Genomic DNA, 18,505 nt, shown 5'->3' with positions numbered 1-18,505 from the left:
GGTGGGGGAGACTCTGGACCGGGCGTTCACGGCGGCGATGCTGGCCTGCGGGCTGCTGCTGGCGGGGGCGTGGGGGAATATCACTATGCTGCTGGCGGCCCTCTGGCTGGCGGCGCTGTTTTGGAGGAGAAAAAGGGAGAGGAGAAGATAAACCGGGATTGGGAGGCGCGCCATGGCAGGGCGGGGGCTTGCCCCCGCCCCGGCGGCCCCTTTATAGTCTAATTGATCGGGCAGCCCTGTTGCAAGGCTGCCCTTGCCGCATAGGCAGGAGCCGCGCAAAAGGGAAAATGAAGCTGCGAATAAGCCTATCTCAGCGCAAAAGGCAAAAAGGACCAATAAAATCAGGGCTTGTCTTTCCGGTCAGAAACAGGTACAATAAAGAATACGCCTTAAAACCAACGACCGGGAGGATCATCATGAACCGCACACTGGAACACATCCTGCCAAACGTGCAAAAGCCCGCACGATACACCGGCGGAGAATATAACGCAGTGGTCAAAGACAAGCAGACGGTCAAGACCCGTTTTGCCCTGTGCTTTCCCGACACCTATGAGATCGGCATGTCCAACCTGGGCTGCCGCATCCTGTATGGCCTGATGAACGAGCGGAAGGACGTCTGGTGCGAGCGCTGCTTTGCCCCCTGGGGGGACATGGAGGAGGAGATGCGCCGGGAGGGCCTGCTCCTCTACGGACTGGAGAGCGGCGACCCAATTTCCGATTTCGACATCATCGGGTTTTCCCTGGGTTATGAGATGGCCTACTCCAACGTGCTGAACATGCTGGACCTGGCGGAGGTCCCTCTGCGCTCCGCCGACCGGCCCGACCTGACCCCGCTGGTAGTGGCGGGCGGCACCTGCTGCTACAACCCCGAGCCTCTGGCCCCCTTCATCGACTTCTTCAGCCTGGGAGAGGGGGAGGAGGTCACTCTGGAGTACATCGACCTGTACCAGCAGGCCAAGGAGGAGGGCTGGTCCAAGGAGGAGTTCCTCCGGGAGGTGGCCAAGATCCCCGGGATCTACGTCCCTTCCCTTTACGACGTGACGTATCATGAGGACGGCACCGTGGCCGCCATCACCCCCAAGGACGGGGCTCCCGCCACTGTGACCAAGCGGATCGTCCAGGACATGAACAAGTCCTATTTCCCGGTCAAGACCATCATCCCCTCTACCGAGATCGTCCACGACCGGGTGATGCTGGAGCTGTTCCGGGGCTGTATCCGGGGCTGCCGGTTCTGCCAGGCGGGATACGCCTACCGGCCCGTCCGGAGCCGGGACCCGAAACTGCTGGCGGAATACGGAAAAGCGGCCTGTGAGGACTCCGGCTATCAGGAGATGACCCTGTCCAGCCTGTCCTCCACCGACTATCCCTGCCTCATGGAGCTGTGCGACGACCTGCTGGACTACTGCGCCCCCCGGGACATCGGCCTGTCCCTGCCCTCGCTGCGGGCGGACACCTTTTCCATGAACCTGATGGAGCGGCTCCAGCGGGTGCGGAAGGGCGGCCTGACCTTTGCCCCGGAGGCGGGGACCCAGCGGCTCCGGGACGCCATCAACAAGAACCTGCGGGAGGAGGACCTGCTCCAGTCCTGCCGCACCGCCTTCTCCGGCGGCTGGAGCGGCGTGAAGCTGTACTTCATGCTGGGCCTGCCCACCGAGACCGACGAGGACGTGCTGGGCATCGCGGACCTGGCCCGAAAGGTGTACTTCGCCTGGCGGGAGTGTACCCCCAACAAGGCCCGGGGCGTGCGGATCACCGTGTCCACCTCCTGGTTCGTCCCCAAGCCCCACACCGCCTTTCAGTGGGACGCCCAGATCCCAGTGGAGGAGTACCAGCGGCGGGTGAACCTGCTGCGGGACGCTCTGAAGCGGGACAAGTCCATCACCTACAACTGGCACGACCCGGAGACCAGCTATCTGGAGGCCGTCTTCTCCCGGGGAGACCGGCGGCTGGCCGACGTGCTGGAGTGGGCCTGGGCCCACGGGGCGAAAATGGACTCCTGGAGCGAGTATTTCGACTTCCGGCGGTGGATGGACGCCCTGTCCGCCTGCGGCCTGGACGGCGACTTCTATGCCCACCGGGTCCGGGAGAAGGACGAGGTGTTCCCCTGGTCCGTCCCCAGCGTGGGGGTGAGCCGGGACTTTCTGTGGCGGGAACGGGAGCTGTGCTACCAGTCCCAGACCACGCCCGACTGCCGCACCCGCTGCTCGGGCTGCGGAGCCAACAAACTGCTGACGGGAGGTGGCCGCTGTGGCTGATCGCCTTTTATTCTCCAAGACGGGCCGGGCCAAGTACATCTCCCACCTGGACCTGATGCGAACCTTCCAGCGGGCCTTTGCCCGGGCCAAGATCCCCATCAAGCATACCGAGGGCTTCAATCCCCACCCCTTCGTCTCCATCGCCCTGCCCCTGTCGGTGGGCTACTCCAGCCAGTGCGAGATCTTGGAGTTCGGCCTGCTGGAGGGGACCAGCTATGAGGAGGTGCCCGCCCGGCTCACCGCCGCCATGCCCGAGGGCATCGTGGTCCACCAGTGCTATCCGGCCCAGCGGAAGCTGAAGGAGCTGGCCAGCCTCAATTACATCATGAACTTCGAGTACCCCGAGGGCCGTCCCCAGGCGGCGGAGCCCGCCATGCGGGAGCTGCTGGGCCGGGAGAGCCTGGTGGTCCAAAAGAAGTCCAACAAGTCCAAGAAGGGCTATACCGAGGTGGACCTGATCTCCCTCATCCGGGGCTGGAACCTGGAGTGCCAGAGCGACACCATGACGCTGGACGCGGTGCTGTCCGCCCAGAATCCGGGCCTGAACCCGGAGCTGATCCGGGCGGCCTTCTGCCAGGCCTATCCCCAGTTCGCCCCCGATTTTGTCACCTTCCACCGCCGGGAGGTGCTGGACGTGGAAGGGAAGCCCTTCCGGTAAACGGAAGGAGCTTCCGGAGCCGCCCGTAGGGGGCGGCGTCCCCGACGCCCCGCGGGCGGCCACACGGGGCCGCCCCTACGGACTCCGCGCCCACGGGCGGGGTCACATTACCGCATTCCGCCGCGGGCGGCCACACGGGGCCGCCCCTACGGACTCCGCGCCCACGGGCGGGGGCACATTACCGCGTTCCGCCGCGGGCGGCCACACGGGGCCGCCCCTACAGGCCCTGCGCCCATGGGCGGGGCCACATTACCGCATTTTACCGTAGGGCGGGGGCTTGCCCCCGCCGTGGGCGGCAGACCGCCCCTGCATCTGCGTAGAGGCGCATCACGGTGCGCCTGGGAAAGAAGATTAAAAACACAAAGGAGGACACCCCAATGGACAAGCCCACCCAATACACCCTGACCTGGGAAGTTACTGACGACATGACCGCCAAGCGCATCGGCGCCGCCGGGTCCAAGATCCTGTCCACCCCCAACATGCTGGCCCTGATGGAGAGCGCCGCTCTGGAACTGGCCAAGGAGTACCTGGACGAGGGGATGACCACCGTGGGCGCCGAGGCCCACGTCCGCCATCTGGCCCCCACCCCCGTGGGTATGAAGGTGTCCGCCACCGCTACCCTGCGGTCCATCGAGCGGCGGAAGATGTGGTTCGATATCGAGGTCAACGACGAAAAGGGCAAGTGCGGCGAGGGCTCCCACCTGCGCATCATGGTGCCCAACAAGGACCGGAGCAAGGAGAACCCCTGAATTTGCATCCACTAGGCGGGCCGGGGCTTGTTCCATGCCCGAAATCTCGGAAAAAAGCCCGAATTTCTCCCGAACAGTCTTGCCAATCGAAACATTCAGTGATATAATATTTGCGCTTTTGAACCGATAACACAGAAGGGAACGATATACATGTCCGGACATTCCAAGTGGCACAACATACAAAAGACCAAGGGCGCGGCCGACGCCAAGCGCTCTCAGATTTTTACCAAGATCGCCCGTGAGATGATCGTGGCCGTCAAGACCGGCGGCAGCGGCGACCCCGCCAACAACTCCCGCCTGGCCGCCGTCATCGCCAAGGCCAAGGCCGCCAACATGCCCAACGACAACATCAAGCGCACCATCGACAAGGCTCTGGGCGCCGGCAACAACGACAACTTCGAGTCCGTGGTGTACGAGGGCTACGGCCCCAACGGCGTGGCCGTTATCGTGGAGGCCCTGACCGACAACCGCAACCGTACCGCTCCCGAGGTGCGCCACCTGCTGGACAAGTACGGCAAGGGGCTGGGCGCCACCGGCTGCGTGTCCTGGTCCTTCGACAAGAAGGGCGTTATCGTCATGGACTCTGAGGACCTGGACGAGGACACCGTCATGATGGACGCGCTGGAGGCCGGCGCCGACGACATGCAGGCCGACGAGGATGTGTTCGAGATCACCACCGACCCCGACGCCTTCAACGACGTGGTGGCCGCGCTGGAGGCCAAGGGCTACACCTTCCTGGAGGCCGAGGTCCGTATGGTCCCCCAGAACTATGTCACCCTCACCAACGAGGACGACATCAAGAACATGGAGAAGCTCATCGACATGCTGGAGGACAACGACGACGTGCAGAACGTCTACCACAACTGGGAGCAGGAATAATTGCATTATTCCTTTTGGAAACAAGCTGATTTTCATTAATAACAACGGATTTTAGAACATTTTTGGAGCGCGTTGCGACATACATCAAATCCGTTGTGACATACGCTTTTCCTTTGATTGCGACATACAAAAGGAGGAAAAAGCATGAAAATCAGCGCTGCAAAACGAGAGTATTTCGTAGAGATTGAGGTTAGGAAGTTTACTCCGAAAACCATTCGGAGTTATCGGAATAATCTCAATCTCTTTTTGCGCTTTTGTGAGGAAGAAGCGGGAATAACAGAGGTTGAAGATTTATCCCTGTCCGTGGTGCGGCAATTCTCCATCTACATGAGCTCCAAGGGCAGAAAAGGCAGTTACATCAACGGGCTTCTCAAAGTGGCAAAGGCGTTCATTCAATACTGCTATGATGAGGGCTACGGAGGCTTTAACACAAAGAAAAACTTTAAGTGGTGCAAACAGGACAAAGCCGTTGTCATGGCGTTCCAACCGTCTGATGTGCGGCGGATGATGCAGTCTTGCAAAGGCTGTGATTTTCTGCAAATCCGGGACGCGGCGGTGCTGACTACATTGTTTGAAACTGGTATTCGGTGCTGGGAGCTGTGCTGCATCCAAAAGCAGGACATACATGAGGACTTTATCATCATCAACGGCAAAAACCACAAACAGCGTGTCGTGCCGATTACGCCCATTCTGCGGAAAGCCCTGATGAAGTATGACGCGGCGGCAGAGAACTATTTTGCCTTGAAGAATACGGATGATTACTATTTTCTTTCCAACCACGGCAAGCAGCTGACCAATAGCGCAGTTGAACACATTGTAAAACGCCACGGAGAGGGAATAGAGGGCATCCGCGTTTCGCCCCATACCTGCCGCCATTTCTACGCCCAGCAGCATATCAAAATGGGGACAGACCTCTATACCATTTCCCGCCTGTTGGGGCATGAAAACATTCAAATTACGCAGACCTATTTGAACAGCCTACGGGACGAGGAAGTTATCAATATTTCAAAGCAGAGAAGCGTTTTGCTGTCCATGTGATTTTTATACGCGCGGCGGGAGAACACAGCGCAGGACGAGCCGCAAACGGCGCTGACGGTATTTATCTCACGGAGGGGAACAGATACCCCGGACGCAGTAAAAGAGCGGGAAACGCCGTCCAGAAGCCAAGAAAACAAAAGAGCGGGAGGTATTGCGCCTCCCGCTCCTGTCATAGTATGTCGTTTAGTATTTCCCTTGCGTCAAGGGTATGCACATCAAATTTCCGCCAGTCTGCCGCCGTGGGTATCTGTGTGTTCAGAATGGGTTTGTACGTCCGTATGTACTCGCCCTCTTTCTGTCCGATTTCCTCTTGGATGTCAGAATAATTCCGCGCCTTTGCATCATAAAGCACATCAAAATTGATGGAATGGCCTTTGCGCTATGCTTCTGCCAAGATGCGGTATTTCCGCTCTTTTTGGCCTTTAATGGCTGCGTAGTGCTGCGCCACGCGTTTCAGCATATTCATACTCTTGCCGATGTAAACAATGGTATCGTCGATCTTGATGCAGTAAATTCCCGCATGGTCGTATTTGGCGGCAAGCCCTTTTCTTTTGAGCCAGTGATAGACATTTTCTTCATAGCTTCGCTTTTTCAAAACTCAAACTCTCCAAAAGGAATATCTGGATAGTCTGGCATGACTGCCCCGAAATCATACCTTAATGCTCCGGCAACATTCTCCGCTGCTACTAACACTTCTGGAAAGCGTGTATAGTCCTATTGCTGATAAAGCGCCCCCAGAACGCTTTCCAATGCGTCAATCATTTCATCTACGGTCAAATGCTTGTCCTCCTTAAAATTTGAATTGTGGCGTTGGAGAAACTTGTTTCTCCAACAGCCCATTATTTATATTATCTGTATTATTTATATTTATTTCTATATCCTCTGCCGCTTCATCATTTACGGTTTGCGGTACATCTTGAACGTCTGCCGTAAAATCAAGGCCGTCCGGCGTATCATTCTTTTTTGTGTGCGTGTCGCGCTGTGGGGTTTCATAGAAATCATAGGTATTGCTGTTATTGCGCTGCACAAGATAGCCTTTATCAATCAGCTTTACAAACTGGTCGCGATAAGTAGAGGGCGGCATACCAACAGCCTAACGAATGGCGGCGGGGGATAGAGCCAATGTGAAGCCGTTGGCGTTAGAGGCAAAGTATAAATAGAGCATGAGCGCGTGTGCGCCGAGGTCACGCGCGGCAGCTTGCCAATGACTGTTTTTTATTCCGAGGAAGTCAGACGCGGCGCGTTCTCTGTGAATGGTGATAATCCGTTGATTTGGTACTGTGTTCGGCATAACCGATAATCCTTTCTTTTGGAATGGGGGACTTGCGTCCCCCGCCAATGAATTAGTTTCCGAGATTGTTCAGCATATCGCGCAAATCCTTTAATGCTTCATCTTCCAGACGGATATGAATGCGGGACAATACCCGCTCCGCGATACGGTCGATTTCGGCATCATCCAAAAGCCGTGCTTTCATCATGTCCTTTTGGTACTGCCAGCGGAGCATAATATCTCCGGTGTTCTACATGGCAAGCAAGTATCTTTCAAGCATGGATTTTTGCTTCATTGGATTTAACCTCCTAATAAATTTTCTTGAAAAAGAATTGTTTTATCTCTTTTTCTATAAATATTATAACAAAATTTTGATGAAAAATCAAAATAGGGCATTATGATAGTCAGCTTGTAAATAGCACAAAAGGGGGCGCACCCATTTCGGGAAAAGAAAAACGCGGGGCGCGGCGGCGGAATTGTGTGGGCAGCACTCCCACGAAGCGGATTTTTGTTTTCGCCGTCACCGTTCCAAAGGAATTCGCTGAAATTCAATAAATACAAGTGAAATTCATTGAAATAAAGCTAATTTCGCTGAAATTACTGCTATTGCAACTAAATTTCGCTTAATTCTGACTAATTATGTTGTATTTCAATTATTTTAGGCAAATTTCGGCAAAACTCTTGACAATATATATATATATATATGATAGATTGTACGAAGAATTGGTGGTTTTGCCAAATTCGTACATTTTTTCTTTTTTGGGAGGAATTAAAAAATGCGCGTGACTATCGACCTCGACAGAGATATCATCATTATTCCCGACAACTTCTTTAAAAAGATCGCAGAGGAAAATGAAAAATTGCAGAAGTACGGCGCAGAGCCTGTAAAAGCACTTGACCGTATCAGACATTCCTATGAAAAGGCTATGTCCGATACTGACAACCGCCTGTTGACCCAGAGCAACGCAAAGACCACAACCCGCAGCAAGAAAACTATGACCCCCGAAGAAGCACAGAAGATCTTGGAGGCAGAAGCAAGCAAAGCGGGTAACAAGTAATGGCGTCTTATGTATCACAGGCAGAAAAAGAACTCATGTGGAAGCTGTACCAGAAATACGGAACATACAAAGCCGTTGCTGATAAATTAAACCGTAATCCCGGTACTGTTTCCCGCCATGTGCGAGAATACGAAGCAGCGGTAAACGCGGCAAGCGTTGTAATGAATGCTAAATGAGAGAGGTGAGCTGAGTGATCTATGTAGTGCTAATTGTTGGCATGTGCCTACTCGTTGCTGTTGGAAGTACCATAGGCCTTGGTATGGGAACGATTTCCATAATCGGAATTGCGTTTACTATTTTTTTAGTTCTAAAGAGTGACAAGAAAGATAGAAACACCTTAAAATCGTTGCAAGAGGAAACAAAGGATATAATTAAAGTCAATGAAAATACTGGTGTAATTACTATCACGCAACGACATAAGGCATTTGCAAAAATGTTCACGTGCGAAAACTATGTAAGCACCCGTCATGGATACGCAGAAGAGAAACTAATTTTTACCAGCGCAACAGTTGGCGGCGTTACTACTGGCGGCGTGGATAAAGTTGGCGGATATGGAACAGAAAAAAAGAAAACTGATAAATATAATCTGATTTATCAGTATGTAGACTACAAGAGCGATCAAACAAAAAAGGTATATGTGACAGCAATTCAACTGTCAGATTCTTTGAGAAAATCGGCAAAACTGTCCAAGGTAAAAGAATACTTAGACGGAAATTGTCTTAATGTTGTTATGCCATTGGTATCTTCGGAAAAAGAAAAGCAAGCCTATGTAAATCTTCATAGAATTCGCGGCGGTGGTTATTCAACACACCTCGCCAATTTGGAAGAAGATGATAAAATTCGTACCTTGCCAACACTCCAAAAGTGTAATGATATTATAAGTTGGATAAGTGGAAACGGTTAAATCATGGAGCGGGGCGCGTGTCCCGCTCCATTTCTGTCTGTTCGCAAGAGTACACCTTTACAAACACGGAAAATCCCCCTATTTTTCTTGTTCGTATAGTATGATTTTTATTTTACAAATATATTCGTAAATATATTGACATTTACGAACAGCTATGGTACAATACGAACAGATAGAACAAAGGGGGACACGACATGGACAGCCGCACTTACTACTATGCCAGAGTATCGAGCAAGGAACAAAACCTTGACCGCCAGATTGCTGCTTTTAAGGCTCTTGGAGCAACCGAGCGGGAGATTATCACCGACAAGGAAAGCGGCAAGGATTTGGAGCGGGTGGGTTATCAGGCTCTAAAAAACGCTATGCTGCGGCGGGGTGATACCCTTGTTGTGAAATCCCTTGACCGTTTGAGCCGCAACAAGTGCGACATAAAAAACGAACTGCAATACTTCAAGGACAACGGCATTCGGTTGAAAGTCATTGATCTCCCCACAACTATGATGGAACTGCCGGAGGGGCAGGAGTGGGTTTTCGAGATGGTCAACAACATTCTGATTGAAGTCTTGGGAACTATCGCGGAGCAGGAGCGGGAGACCATTCGTAAGCGTCAGGCCGAGGGCATTGAAGCGGCAAAGCAGAACGGCAAGAAGTTAGGCCGTCCCGCGCTCACTTTCCCCGCAAACTGGAATGAGGTTTATACCTCTTGGAAAGCGGGGGAGATCACCGCAAAGACCGCCATGGAGCAGACATGTACAAAAAGAACCAGCTTCTACAAGCTGGTCGGTATGATGGAGGAAAGGTGAGATGGGAGGCTTCTCCCCTTGACTTTCCCAAAAGTTTGGTTATACTTTATCTTGTCACCAGAGTTGTGACGTACATAAAAAACGGCACAATCAATTTTGGAAAAGCGAAAGTCTGAAAACGCTTGAAAAGTCTAAAAAAGCTTGATTTTTCAGGGATTTGTGTTTGCCCCTACTGGGGGCAAAGCCCCCAGCTCGACGACGTGCAGAACGTCTACCACAACTGGGAGCAGGAATAAACCAGACCGCAAGGCGGCGCCGTCAGGCGCCGCTTTTGTTCTGCGCGGGTACGCCGCCCTCTGCTTCCGCACAAAAAATCTCTCCCCTCCGGGCCGCCCCGGGCCCACTATGACAATGACAGATAACAATAACAATTTCTGTGGCTGTAACAGTTACTCTCACTATTACTATTACGCAGCCTCTTTTTGTATCAAAAGATACATCAAATCCCTCCGTTCCGCCTATGGCTGAGGAGGGATTTTTTTGAGCGACGAAAAAAAGAGCTTTCTGCTCTACTTTGACAACTACCCCATCATCCGGGCCCTGCCCCCGGACCAGCGGGGGTGGCTGCTGTCCGCCCTGTATGTCTATGCCGACCAGGTGTGGCGGGACGAGACGGCGTCCATGGAGCGGGTCATGGAGGAGTTCCCCAGCCTGTCTCAGGAGGCCAGGGTGGCCTGCGGTTTCATCGGGGCCAACATCCTGCGGGATACCCAGCGGTGGCACCGCCAGCGCCGTTCCAAACAGGAGTGGAAAGCGGCGGGGGGAAGGACGGGGAACCGTCCCCCCAAGCAGACCCCATCCCAGACGCCGGAGCAGCTCCAGCGGGAACGGGAGGAGATGGCACGGACGCGGCGGCTGGTGGAGCTGCTGAAACTGGAACGCGCCCCCGGCGGCGAGGCCGGAGGCGCGGAAGATGCGGGGGAGTGGAAGGGTCAGGAGCCGGAGGGCTCGGGCTGGGACTCCTGAGGCTTGGGCGGACGGGCCTTGGAGCCGTCCCGGTCCTCGGGGGGCTCAGGCCGCTGGCCGTCAGGGGGCGGGGTCGCCCCATCAGGGCGCTGACCGTCAGGGGGCGGAGTGGACCCGTCGGGGCGCTGGCCGCCCTTGGCTCCAAAGGGCCCCCCTCCGCCTTCGGTGTACTGCTGGGCTTGGCCGTCGGCCGTCAGGGTGTAGTCGGTGTCCTCCTTCAAATCGGGGGAGGAGAAGAGTATGGACTGGCAGTCTTTCTCGGTGGTGAAGGACAGCACTTCGCCCTCCTCGGGGTCGGACAGGACCACGTTGGAGCCCGCGGGCAGGGGAGAGGCCAGATTCATGCTCCGATACTGCTGACGGGAGCCGGCAGATACCGCGCCGTTCTGGTTGCCCACGGCCACCACATAGCCTCCGTTGATGAGAATGTCGCCGTCGGCGTCCAGGCCGCCGTCGGGGGTGCGGTCATTGGCCATGGCGTACACGTTGCCGCCGTTGATGACCAGACAGCCGTTGGAGTCGATGCCGTCGCCCTCCTCGCCCAGGCCGGCGTTAATCTGGAGGGTGCCGCCGTTGATGGTGACCACGGACACGTCGTCCTCGTTGACGTTGATGCCGTCGTTCTGGGCCTGGATATTGATGGTCCCGCCGTTGATGGTCAGGTGAAGCTCGGTGTCCAGCCCCTCGTTTTCGGCGGTGATGTTCAGCACGCCGGTGCCCTCGGTCTGGCCGCCCAGATTCATGGACATCTTGGAGTAGAAGGCCCCGTCGTACTTGTGGAGCTTGTCGTCGGTGCCCTCCTTGTAGATCTTGGCCACATAGGAGCCGCTGATGTTGTTCACGCTGCCGTCGGCCAGAATGACGTTGGCGCCGGCGGCGGAGGTGTCCATGGTGGAGGCGGCCACATATTTGCCGCTGTCGCCGTCACAGGCCACCCAGTCAGTGTCGCACTCGAAGACGTTGTAGAAGATCACCGCCGGGGCGACGGTGCAGGTGATGTCCACACCGTCCAGGATCAGGGTGACCACCGCCTGGGAATCGGTCCGGGCGTCCTCACCCAGGTCCACCGCCAACTGGCCGGCGGACAGCACGCCGGATACCCGGTAAGTACCCGGCTGGCGGATGGTGACCACGGTGTGGGCCTGGGCCTCCTCCGGGGTGTGGGCGTCGGCGGCCTCGCCCTCGCCGTAGTCCTGGCCCATGCCGGACTGGTAGTATACGATGTCGTTGCTCACGGTGACGGCCCCGGATCCGGTGATGGCCTGTCCGTCCAGCGTCACGCTCTGGTCAGACAGGATCAGGGTCTGCTCCGTGGCCTCCTGGGCGGGGGAGCTGCTTGCTTCGCCCGCGGGGGCGGAGCAGGCGGCCAGCGACAGAAGCAGGGCGGCCGCCGTCCCCAGGGCGGTGATGGTTCGTTTCATTGGGAAAAAACTCCTTTCCTTGGTAGGCGGACCAGGCGCGGCAGATACCATGGCAGGGCGGCGCGGCCGGTCCGATGGAATCATCCTATCACATTCGGGGCGAAAATTTTAAAATATTTTCTTTCGAAATTGTAAAAAAACGGTGAAGACCGCAAGCGCCAGATGGCGCCGTCCATGGTCTCCACCGTATTTTTTCCTGTGCAAGCAAGCCTGTAAGCCGGGTTCTGTCTTTTAAGACAGCCATCTATCTCGACGCACCGTTGCCGGTACGCTCAAGCCGCCTCCCCGGGACGGTCGGGCCGACCATATGTCCCTCCACGGCGTTGCTCCGGATAGAGTTTACAGCGATGGGCTGTTCCCAGCCATCGGGTGAGCTCTTACCTCGCCTTTCCACCCTTACTGTCCCGGTGAGACCGGGACAGCGGTATATCTCTGTTGCACTTTTCCTAGGGTCGCCCCCGGCGGGTGTTACCCGTTATCCTTGCCCTGCGGAGCCCGGACTTTCCTCACAGACGGGCCTTTCGCCCCGCCCGCGCGGCTGTCCAGCTTGCTTGCCTGATTATGATAGCGGAAAAGGGACGGGTTGTCAAATAGTTTTCTCATCCCCGGGGCCGGGAAACCCCGGCCTTTCGCCGGTCCGCACACCCCGGCGGGACAGGAAGGGGAGGGGAGCGGTCATTTCACCGCTTCCCATCCGGGGCAAAGTGTGCTATAATTATGCTGTATTGCTATGAGGAGGACGCCATGATCATTTTAGGCATCGACCCCGGGGTGGCCACCATCGGGTTTGGGGTCATCCGGGCGGAGCGGCAGAAGAACACGCTGCTGCGGTACGGCGTCATCACCACCCCGCCGGGCATCCCCCTGTCCAGCCGGCTGCTTCAGATCTCCAACGACATGGAGGAGCTGATCCATACCTTCCATCCCGACGAGATGGCGGTGGAGGAGCTGTTCTTTACCAAAAACATCACCACCGGCATCGCCGTGGCCCATGGCCGGGGGGTGATCCTGCTGGCGGCGGAGAAGCTTGGGGTCCCGGTGTTCGAGTACACCCCCATGCAGGTGAAGCAGGCGGTGGCGGGCTACGGCAAGGCCGAGAAGCGCCAGGTCATGCTGATGACCCAGCGGCTTCTGGGCATGAAGGAGATCCCCCGGCCCGACGACGCCGCCGACGCCCTGGCCCTGGCCATCTGCCACAGCCGGGCGGCCACATCCCTGCTGAATACCGACCGGGTGTTTGACCCCAGGAAATATGACACGCGATAAACCATAAAAGATATGAGGCGGGAGCCAGCGGCCCTATCTTTTATTTGACTTGAAAGGGAGAGACTATGTTCTATTATATCAGCGGAACCGTTGCCCATGTCGAGCCCTATCTGGCCGTCATCGACTGCGGCGGGGTGGGCTACGCCTGCCGGACCACCAGCTATACCCTGTCCGCCCTGAAAAAGGGTGACAAGGGAAAGCTCTTTACATACTTGAACGTCCGGGAGGACGCCATGGAGCTGTACGGCTTTGCCACCCAGGAGGAGCTGAACCTGTTCCAGCAGCTCATCTCCGTGTCCGGGGTGGGCCCCAAGGCCGCCCTGTCCATCCTGTCCTCCAGCACCCCGGCCAATCTGGCCCTGTCCATTATCACCGGGGACGAGAAGGCCCTGACCTGCGCCCAGGGCGTGGGCAAGAAGATCGCCCAGCGGGTCATTCTGGAGCTGAAAGACAAGCTGGCCAAGGGCCAGACCGTCTCCGCCGCCGGGGAGAGCTACGGCGGCACCGGCATCACCGTCATCCCGGAAAACAAGCTGTCCGAGGCTTCCGCAGCTCTGGCTGTTCTGGGCTACTCCCAGAGTGAGATCAACGTGGCCCTCAAGGACGTGAATCTGGACGGCCTGACCCTGGAGCAGATCATCAAGGCGGCGCTGAAAAAGATGATGAAGGGCTGACTCCATTGGCTGAGAGGAGCGTGTGTCATGGCAAAGTTCGAGTGTACGATCCCGGCGGTCTATGATTTTGACGATACCCTGAAGTATTTCCACGACCACCTTTCCAAATGCGGCGTGACGGCCAGCTATGAGGGCGGCAGCGACTACCGCTGCGGCGATTTCCGGGTGGCGGTCCGGGTCTATGAGCGGTATACGGTCTTAGGCGATAACCGCCTGAGTTTAACGGTGACCCTGGCCAGCGCCGGGGAAGAGATCTTTGCCAGCGCCATCGCGGCTGCGGGAGGCGGAGGCATGGTAAAGATCTGGGATTGGGGCGAAAAGGAATTTTTGCAATGTTTTCAGGCAGCGGCGGAGATGTTTGAGGGGATGAAGCCCCGGACAGGAACACGCTGACCTTCTGACGATGAACCCTGAAAGAACAGGAAGTGGACCGATGGCTATTGATTTTTCCAATTCAGAATTTGAGTCCGAGGACCTGGAGCCTCTGGTGACCACCTCCCTGACCCGGGAGGACGAGAACGAGTATTCCCTGCGCCCCAAGACGCTGCGGGAGTACATCGGCCAGGAGAAGGCCAAGGGAAACCTGGAGGTCTTTATCCAGGCCGCCAAGATGCGCCAGGAGCCCCTGGACCATGTGCTGCTCCACGGCCCGCCCGGCCTGGGCAAGACCACCCTCAGCGGCATCATCGCCAACGAGATGGGGGTCAACGTCCGTATCACCTCCGGCCCCGCCATCGAGAAGCCGGGGGATCTGGCCGCCCTGCTGACCAATCTGAACGAGAACGACATCCTCTTCGTGGACGAGATCCACCGGCTGAACCGGGCGGTGGAGGAGGTTTTGTACCCCGCCATGGAGGACTACGCCATCGACATCATCATCGGCAAGGGGCCTTCGGCCAACTCCATCCGGCTGGACCTGCCCAAGTTCACCCTCATCGGGGCCACTACCCGGGCGGGCCAGCTGTCCGCCCCGCTGCGGGACCGGTTCGGAGTGACGTTAAGGCTGGAGCTTTACACCCCCCGGGAGCTGGCCATGATCGTCACCCGGTCCGCGGGTATTCTGGGGGTCCCCATTGAAGCTGACGGGGCCATGGAGATCGCCAAGCGGTCCCGAGGCACGCCCCGGATCGCCAACCGGATGCTCCGCCGTGTCCGGGATTTCGCCCAGGTACGGGCAGGGGGCGTCATCACCAAAAAAGTGGCCGACGAGGCTCTGACCGCCCTGGAGATCGACCACCTGGGCCTGGACGCCATCGACCACCGGATGCTCCGCAGCATCATCGAGAATTACAAGGGCGGCCCCGTGGGGCTGGAGACCCTGGCGGCCACCATCAACGAGGAGGCCGTCACCCTGGAGGATGTCTACGAGCCTTACCTCATGCAGCTGGGCTTCCTGACCCGGACGCCCCGGGGCCGGTGCGTCACCCCCAAGGCCTATCAGCACTTGGGCCTGTCCGTACCGGGACTTCGGGACGTGGGAGAGATGGAGCAGCTGAGCTTTTGATCAAGAGGGGTATCGTTAAGAAGGATAAATTTTAGTATATGGATGTATTAGGGGGCGTCGGGGACGCCGCCCCCTACACACGGTTTACAATATGGCTTCGTAGGGGGCGGCCTCTGGACGCCCCGCCCGTAGGGCGGCCCCTTGGGGCCGCCGCCAAAATGGCAGCCGTCGGACGGCGGGGGACGATTCCCCCGTCGGGGGGAAATGGCCGAAGGCCAAGAGGGGGAGGGATAAGCCCCCGCCCTACCAAGCCCTCATCCTATATGAAACGATAAACTAAAATTTATATGTTATATCGAATCCACACAACTGCAATAAAACCGGCATACAATTCAACTAAAATCTTACAGTAATGAGGTGTATCTATTATGGGTAAACTATTTGGAACCGACGGGATCCGCGGCGTAGTCAACGCCGGACTGGACGCTGATCTGGCTTACAAGGTGGGGCTGGCCGCCGCCATCGTGCTGGCCAAGGACAAAAAGCCGGGGGAGAAGCCCCTGGTCACCATCGGCAAGGATACCCGGATCTCCGGCGACCTGCTGAAGGGCGCTCTCATCGCGGGACTGTGTACCGCCGGAGCCGACGTGCTGGATCTGGGCACCCTGCCCACCCCCGGCGTGGCCTGGGTGACGGTGGACGAGGGGGCCGACGCCGGCATCGTCATCTCCGCCAGCCACAACCCCTTTGAGCACAACGGCATCAAGATCTTCAACGGCCAGGGCTTCAAGCTGTCCGACGAGCTGGAGGAGAAGATCGAGGACATCGTCCTCTTCGGCCACAACAATGTGCCCATGAAGACCCACGGTGAGATCGGCAAGGTGAGCTATGTGGCCCCCAAGGCCTCGGAGGACTATATCGACCATCTGGAGTCCACCATCGACTCCACCCTGGGCGGCCTGCGTATCCTGGTGGACTGCGCCAACGGCGCCGCCTCGGCCACCGCCGCCCGGCTCTTCGACCGGTTCTCCAAGCTGCGTACCGACGTCATCAACGCCGACCCCGACGGCGTCAACATCAACGACAAGTGCGGCTCCACCCATATCGAGGCGCTGTCCGCCATGGTGAAGGCGGGCGGATACGACATGGGCATTGCCTTCGACGGCGACGCGGACCGCTGCCTTGCGGTGGACGAACTGGGCAACCTGATCGACGGCGACCAGATCATGGCCGCCTGCGGACTGGACATGATGCACAAGGGCAAGCTGCCCGGCGACACCGTGGTGGCCACCGTCATGTCCAACCTGGGCCTGCACGTCTATACCAAGGAGCACGGCATGAAGCTGGAGTGTACCGCCGTGGGTGACCGGAACGTGCTGGAGCGGATGCTGGAGATGGGCTACGCCATCGGCGGCGAGCAGTCCGGCCACATGATCTTCCTGGAGCACGCCACCACCGGCGATGGAGAGCTGACCGCCCTGCAGATGCTGGCGCTGCTGAAGGAGAGCGGCAAGAAGGCCTCCGAGCTGTTCGGCACCTGCCCCCGCTATCCCCAGGTCCTCATCAATATCCCCGTGGCGGACAACGACGTGAAGAAGGCCGTCATGGCAAGCGACCTGCTGGCCCAGGCCATCCAGCGGGAGGAGGCCGCCCTGGCCGGGGAGGGCCGGGTGCTGGTCCGTCCCTCGGGCACCGAGGCTCTGATGCGGGTCATGGTGGAGGCCAAGTCTCAGGAAACCGCCCAGACGGTGGCCCAGCGGCTGGCCGATCTGATCGGAGAATTATAACTTTTAAGGATGGATTTTCGGGGTATGGAAGATTGTACAAAAATTTTCCAGCGAACCCTTGACAAATCCGGTGATTTTGATTATTATGGTTGATAGCCGCAGTATTGATTGGCAAAATGATTCATTCCGAGGTCTTTCAGACCGGGAATTGTGTCTGCTCACTGCCGGGGGCGACCCCCAGGCAGAGACAGAATTGGTCCGCCGGTATGGACAGCTGGTCCGCGCCTGCGCCCGCCCCTTGTTTCTGGCGGGAGGGGACAGCGAGGACCTGATCCAGGAAGGCATGTTGGGGCTGCTCGCCGCCATCCGGAGCTTTGATCCGGACCGGGACGCCGCCTTTCGGACCTATGCGGAGATTTGTGTCCGCAGCCGCCTGCATTCCGCCGTACGCGCGGCCCAGGGCGGCAAACACGCACCGTTGAACCACAGTGTCTCTTTTGAACCCCCTCTTTTTGATGGAACCAACGCGCACCTGTTTTCCAGCGCCGAGAGCCCGGAGGACGTCATCATCGGCAGGGAGGAACTGAAAGAGCGCCTCGACGCTCTGAAGGGCCAGTTGTCTGAGCTCGAAGCGAAAATATTACCACCCTACCTCAATGGGCTCACCTGTGGTGAGATCGCCCGGCGGGTGGGCCGCCCTCAAAAGTCGGTGGACAACGCGATCCAGCGGATCCGGCGCAAGGTGGCGCGGCAATTTTCTTCCGGCGTATCCAGCGAGAGCTGATCGCAATATTACAACCGTCCAAGCGATTGGACAACGAGTCAAAGAGAGGGAAAATCCATGTACGAAGACAAGATCCTGGTATGCAAAGAGTGCGGCAACGAGTTCACCTTTACCGCTGGTGAGCAGGAGTTCTACGCTGAGCGCGGCTTCCAGAACGAGCCCCAGCGCTGCAAGCCCTGCCGTGACGCCCGCAAGAACGCCGCCCGCGGCCCCCGTGAGTACTTCACCGCCGTGTGCGCCGCTTGTGGCGGTGAGGCTAAGGTTCCTTTCGAGCCCAAGTCTGACCGTCCCGTCTACTGCAGCGACTGCTTCGCCAAGATGCGCGAGCAGCAGGGCTAATATAAGCCTGGAAAAAAGGGCGCCCAGCCGGGCGTCCTTTTTCTGTTTTCCGGGACCTGTTCCGGAAGGGATGGGATGCGGTCCCTAAAGTGGAGATGGATCATCGTCGCCCTTGTGCCCGGCAAATGTCACCCATTTATCCGGGATGAGGATGGGCGCCGGTTTGCCGTGGACGATTATTGCCAGATAAATTTTAATTTATGGATGTATTATGGGGCGTCGGGGACGCCGCCCCCTACGCACGGTTTACAATATGGCTTCGTAGGGGGC

General features: G+C 57.5%; 21 protein-coding genes and 1 other RNA gene. 17 read left to right on the top strand and 5 right to left on the bottom strand.

The window, feature by feature from the left end:
• Positions 1-416 precede the first annotated feature (416 nt).
• The 5 genes from I6E39_RS10150 (at position 417) to I6E39_RS10130 (ending at position 5,579) form a co-directional block, all read left to right on the top strand.
• On the top strand, positions 417-2,255 hold the full coding sequence (locus I6E39_RS10150; RefSeq protein WP_235381475.1) for a TIGR03960 family B12-binding radical SAM protein: 1,839 nt from the start codon (positions 417-419) through the stop codon (positions 2,253-2,255).
• The gene (locus I6E39_RS10145) at positions 2,248-2,913 is read left to right on the top strand and encodes a TIGR03936 family radical SAM-associated protein (protein WP_235381474.1); all 666 of its coding nucleotides are present in this window, start codon (positions 2,248-2,250) and stop codon (positions 2,911-2,913) included. The genes I6E39_RS10150 and I6E39_RS10145 overlap by 8 nt, the downstream gene beginning before the upstream one ends.
• Before the next feature lie 377 nt (positions 2,914-3,290).
• The gene (locus I6E39_RS10140; RefSeq protein WP_235381473.1) at positions 3,291-3,662 is read left to right on the top strand and encodes a thioesterase family protein; all 372 of its coding nucleotides are present in this window, start codon (positions 3,291-3,293) and stop codon (positions 3,660-3,662) included.
• Between the two features lie 150 nt (positions 3,663-3,812).
• Entirely contained in the window at positions 3,813-4,541 is a 729-nt protein-coding gene (locus I6E39_RS10135; RefSeq protein ID WP_235381472.1) for a YebC/PmpR family DNA-binding transcriptional regulator, read from the top strand.
• A gap of 144 nt (positions 4,542-4,685) precedes the next feature.
• Entirely contained in the window at positions 4,686-5,579 is an 894-nt protein-coding gene (locus I6E39_RS10130) for a tyrosine-type recombinase/integrase (RefSeq protein WP_235381471.1), read from the top strand.
• A gap of 379 nt (positions 5,580-5,958) precedes the next feature.
• On the opposite strand, the gene I6E39_RS10125 is transcribed toward I6E39_RS10130, so the two are convergent.
• The 3 genes from I6E39_RS10125 to I6E39_RS10115 form a co-directional block, all read right to left on the bottom strand.
• Positions 5,959-6,174 carry a hypothetical protein gene (locus tag I6E39_RS10125; RefSeq protein WP_235381470.1) on the bottom strand — a complete coding sequence of 72 codons (216 nt, stop codon included), beginning with the start codon at positions 6,172-6,174 and terminating at the stop codon, positions 5,959-5,961.
• Positions 6,175-6,369: 195 nt separating this feature from the next.
• On the bottom strand, positions 6,370-6,663 hold the full coding sequence (locus I6E39_RS10120; protein WP_235381469.1) for a hypothetical protein: 294 nt from the start codon (positions 6,661-6,663) through the stop codon (positions 6,370-6,372).
• A 259-nt stretch (positions 6,664-6,922) separates the two neighbouring features.
• Positions 6,923-7,084: a hypothetical protein gene (locus I6E39_RS10115; RefSeq protein ID WP_235381468.1), complete on the bottom strand. Its 162-nt coding sequence runs from the start codon at positions 7,082-7,084 to the stop codon at positions 6,923-6,925.
• A 541-nt stretch (positions 7,085-7,625) separates the two neighbouring features.
• Here I6E39_RS10115 and I6E39_RS10110 point away from each other — a divergent pair.
• The 5 genes from I6E39_RS10110 (at position 7,626) to I6E39_RS10090 (ending at position 10,580) form a co-directional block, all read left to right on the top strand.
• Entirely contained in the window at positions 7,626-7,907 is a 282-nt protein-coding gene (locus I6E39_RS10110; RefSeq protein ID WP_235381467.1) for a hypothetical protein, read from the top strand.
• Entirely contained in the window at positions 7,907-8,083 is a 177-nt protein-coding gene (locus tag I6E39_RS10105; protein ID WP_235381466.1) for a helix-turn-helix domain-containing protein, read from the top strand. Before I6E39_RS10110 ends, I6E39_RS10105 begins: the two co-directional genes overlap by 1 nt.
• Before the next feature lie 14 nt (positions 8,084-8,097).
• Positions 8,098-8,811: a hypothetical protein gene (locus I6E39_RS10100; protein WP_235381465.1), complete on the top strand. Its 714-nt coding sequence runs from the start codon at positions 8,098-8,100 to the stop codon at positions 8,809-8,811.
• Between the two features lie 194 nt (positions 8,812-9,005).
• Positions 9,006-9,614, top strand: coding sequence for a recombinase family protein (locus I6E39_RS10095; RefSeq protein WP_235381464.1), 609 nt, complete (start codon positions 9,006-9,008; stop codon positions 9,612-9,614).
• Between the two features lie 480 nt (positions 9,615-10,094).
• Positions 10,095-10,580, top strand: a complete 486-nt coding sequence (locus tag I6E39_RS10090) for a DUF6291 domain-containing protein (RefSeq protein WP_235381463.1) — start codon at positions 10,095-10,097, stop codon at positions 10,578-10,580.
• On the opposite strand, the gene I6E39_RS10085 is transcribed toward I6E39_RS10090, so the two are convergent.
• Positions 10,547-12,001, bottom strand: coding sequence for a carbohydrate-binding domain-containing protein (locus I6E39_RS10085; protein WP_235381462.1), 1,455 nt, complete (start codon positions 11,999-12,001; stop codon positions 10,547-10,549). The genes I6E39_RS10090 and I6E39_RS10085 overlap by 34 nt on opposite strands.
• A 197-nt stretch (positions 12,002-12,198) precedes the next feature.
• An RNA gene (gene rnpB, locus I6E39_RS10080) (RNase P RNA component class A) lies at positions 12,199-12,555 on the bottom strand.
• 190 nt (positions 12,556-12,745) lie between these two features.
• On the opposite strand from rnpB, the gene ruvC reads away from it, so the two are divergent.
• The 7 genes from ruvC to I6E39_RS10045 all read left to right on the top strand — a co-directional run bounded on the left by ruvC (position 12,746) and on the right by I6E39_RS10045 (position 18,235).
• A complete protein-coding gene (gene ruvC, locus I6E39_RS10075) occupies positions 12,746-13,267 on the top strand; it encodes a crossover junction endodeoxyribonuclease RuvC (RefSeq protein WP_235381461.1) in 522 nt (173 codons plus the stop codon).
• 65 nt (positions 13,268-13,332) lie between these two features.
• Positions 13,333-13,941, top strand: coding sequence for a Holliday junction branch migration protein RuvA (ruvA, locus tag I6E39_RS10070; RefSeq protein WP_235381460.1), 609 nt, complete (start codon positions 13,333-13,335; stop codon positions 13,939-13,941).
• 27 nt (positions 13,942-13,968) lie between these two features.
• On the top strand, positions 13,969-14,334 hold the full coding sequence (locus tag I6E39_RS10065) for a DUF6054 family protein (protein WP_235381459.1): 366 nt from the start codon (positions 13,969-13,971) through the stop codon (positions 14,332-14,334).
• A gap of 40 nt (positions 14,335-14,374) precedes the next feature.
• A complete protein-coding gene (ruvB, locus tag I6E39_RS10060) occupies positions 14,375-15,445 on the top strand; it encodes a Holliday junction branch migration DNA helicase RuvB (RefSeq protein ID WP_235381458.1) in 1,071 nt (356 codons plus the stop codon).
• A gap of 368 nt (positions 15,446-15,813) precedes the next feature.
• Positions 15,814-17,172, top strand: a complete 1,359-nt coding sequence (gene glmM / locus I6E39_RS10055) for a phosphoglucosamine mutase (RefSeq protein WP_235381457.1) — start codon at positions 15,814-15,816, stop codon at positions 17,170-17,172.
• A 193-nt stretch (positions 17,173-17,365) separates the two neighbouring features.
• Positions 17,366-17,896, top strand: a complete 531-nt coding sequence (locus I6E39_RS10050) for a sigma-70 family RNA polymerase sigma factor (RefSeq protein ID WP_235381456.1) — start codon at positions 17,366-17,368, stop codon at positions 17,894-17,896.
• 57 nt (positions 17,897-17,953) lie between these two features.
• On the top strand, positions 17,954-18,235 hold the full coding sequence (locus I6E39_RS10045; RefSeq protein WP_160571009.1) for a zinc-ribbon domain containing protein: 282 nt from the start codon (positions 17,954-17,956) through the stop codon (positions 18,233-18,235).
• Positions 18,236-18,505 lie beyond the last annotated feature (270 nt).

It is taken from the genome of Pseudoflavonifractor phocaeensis, from assembly GCF_021531375.1.
Lineage (GTDB): Bacteria > Bacillota > Clostridia > Oscillospirales > Oscillospiraceae > Lawsonibacter > Lawsonibacter phocaeensis_B.
This window is presented reverse-complemented; position numbering and strand designations above follow the sequence as displayed.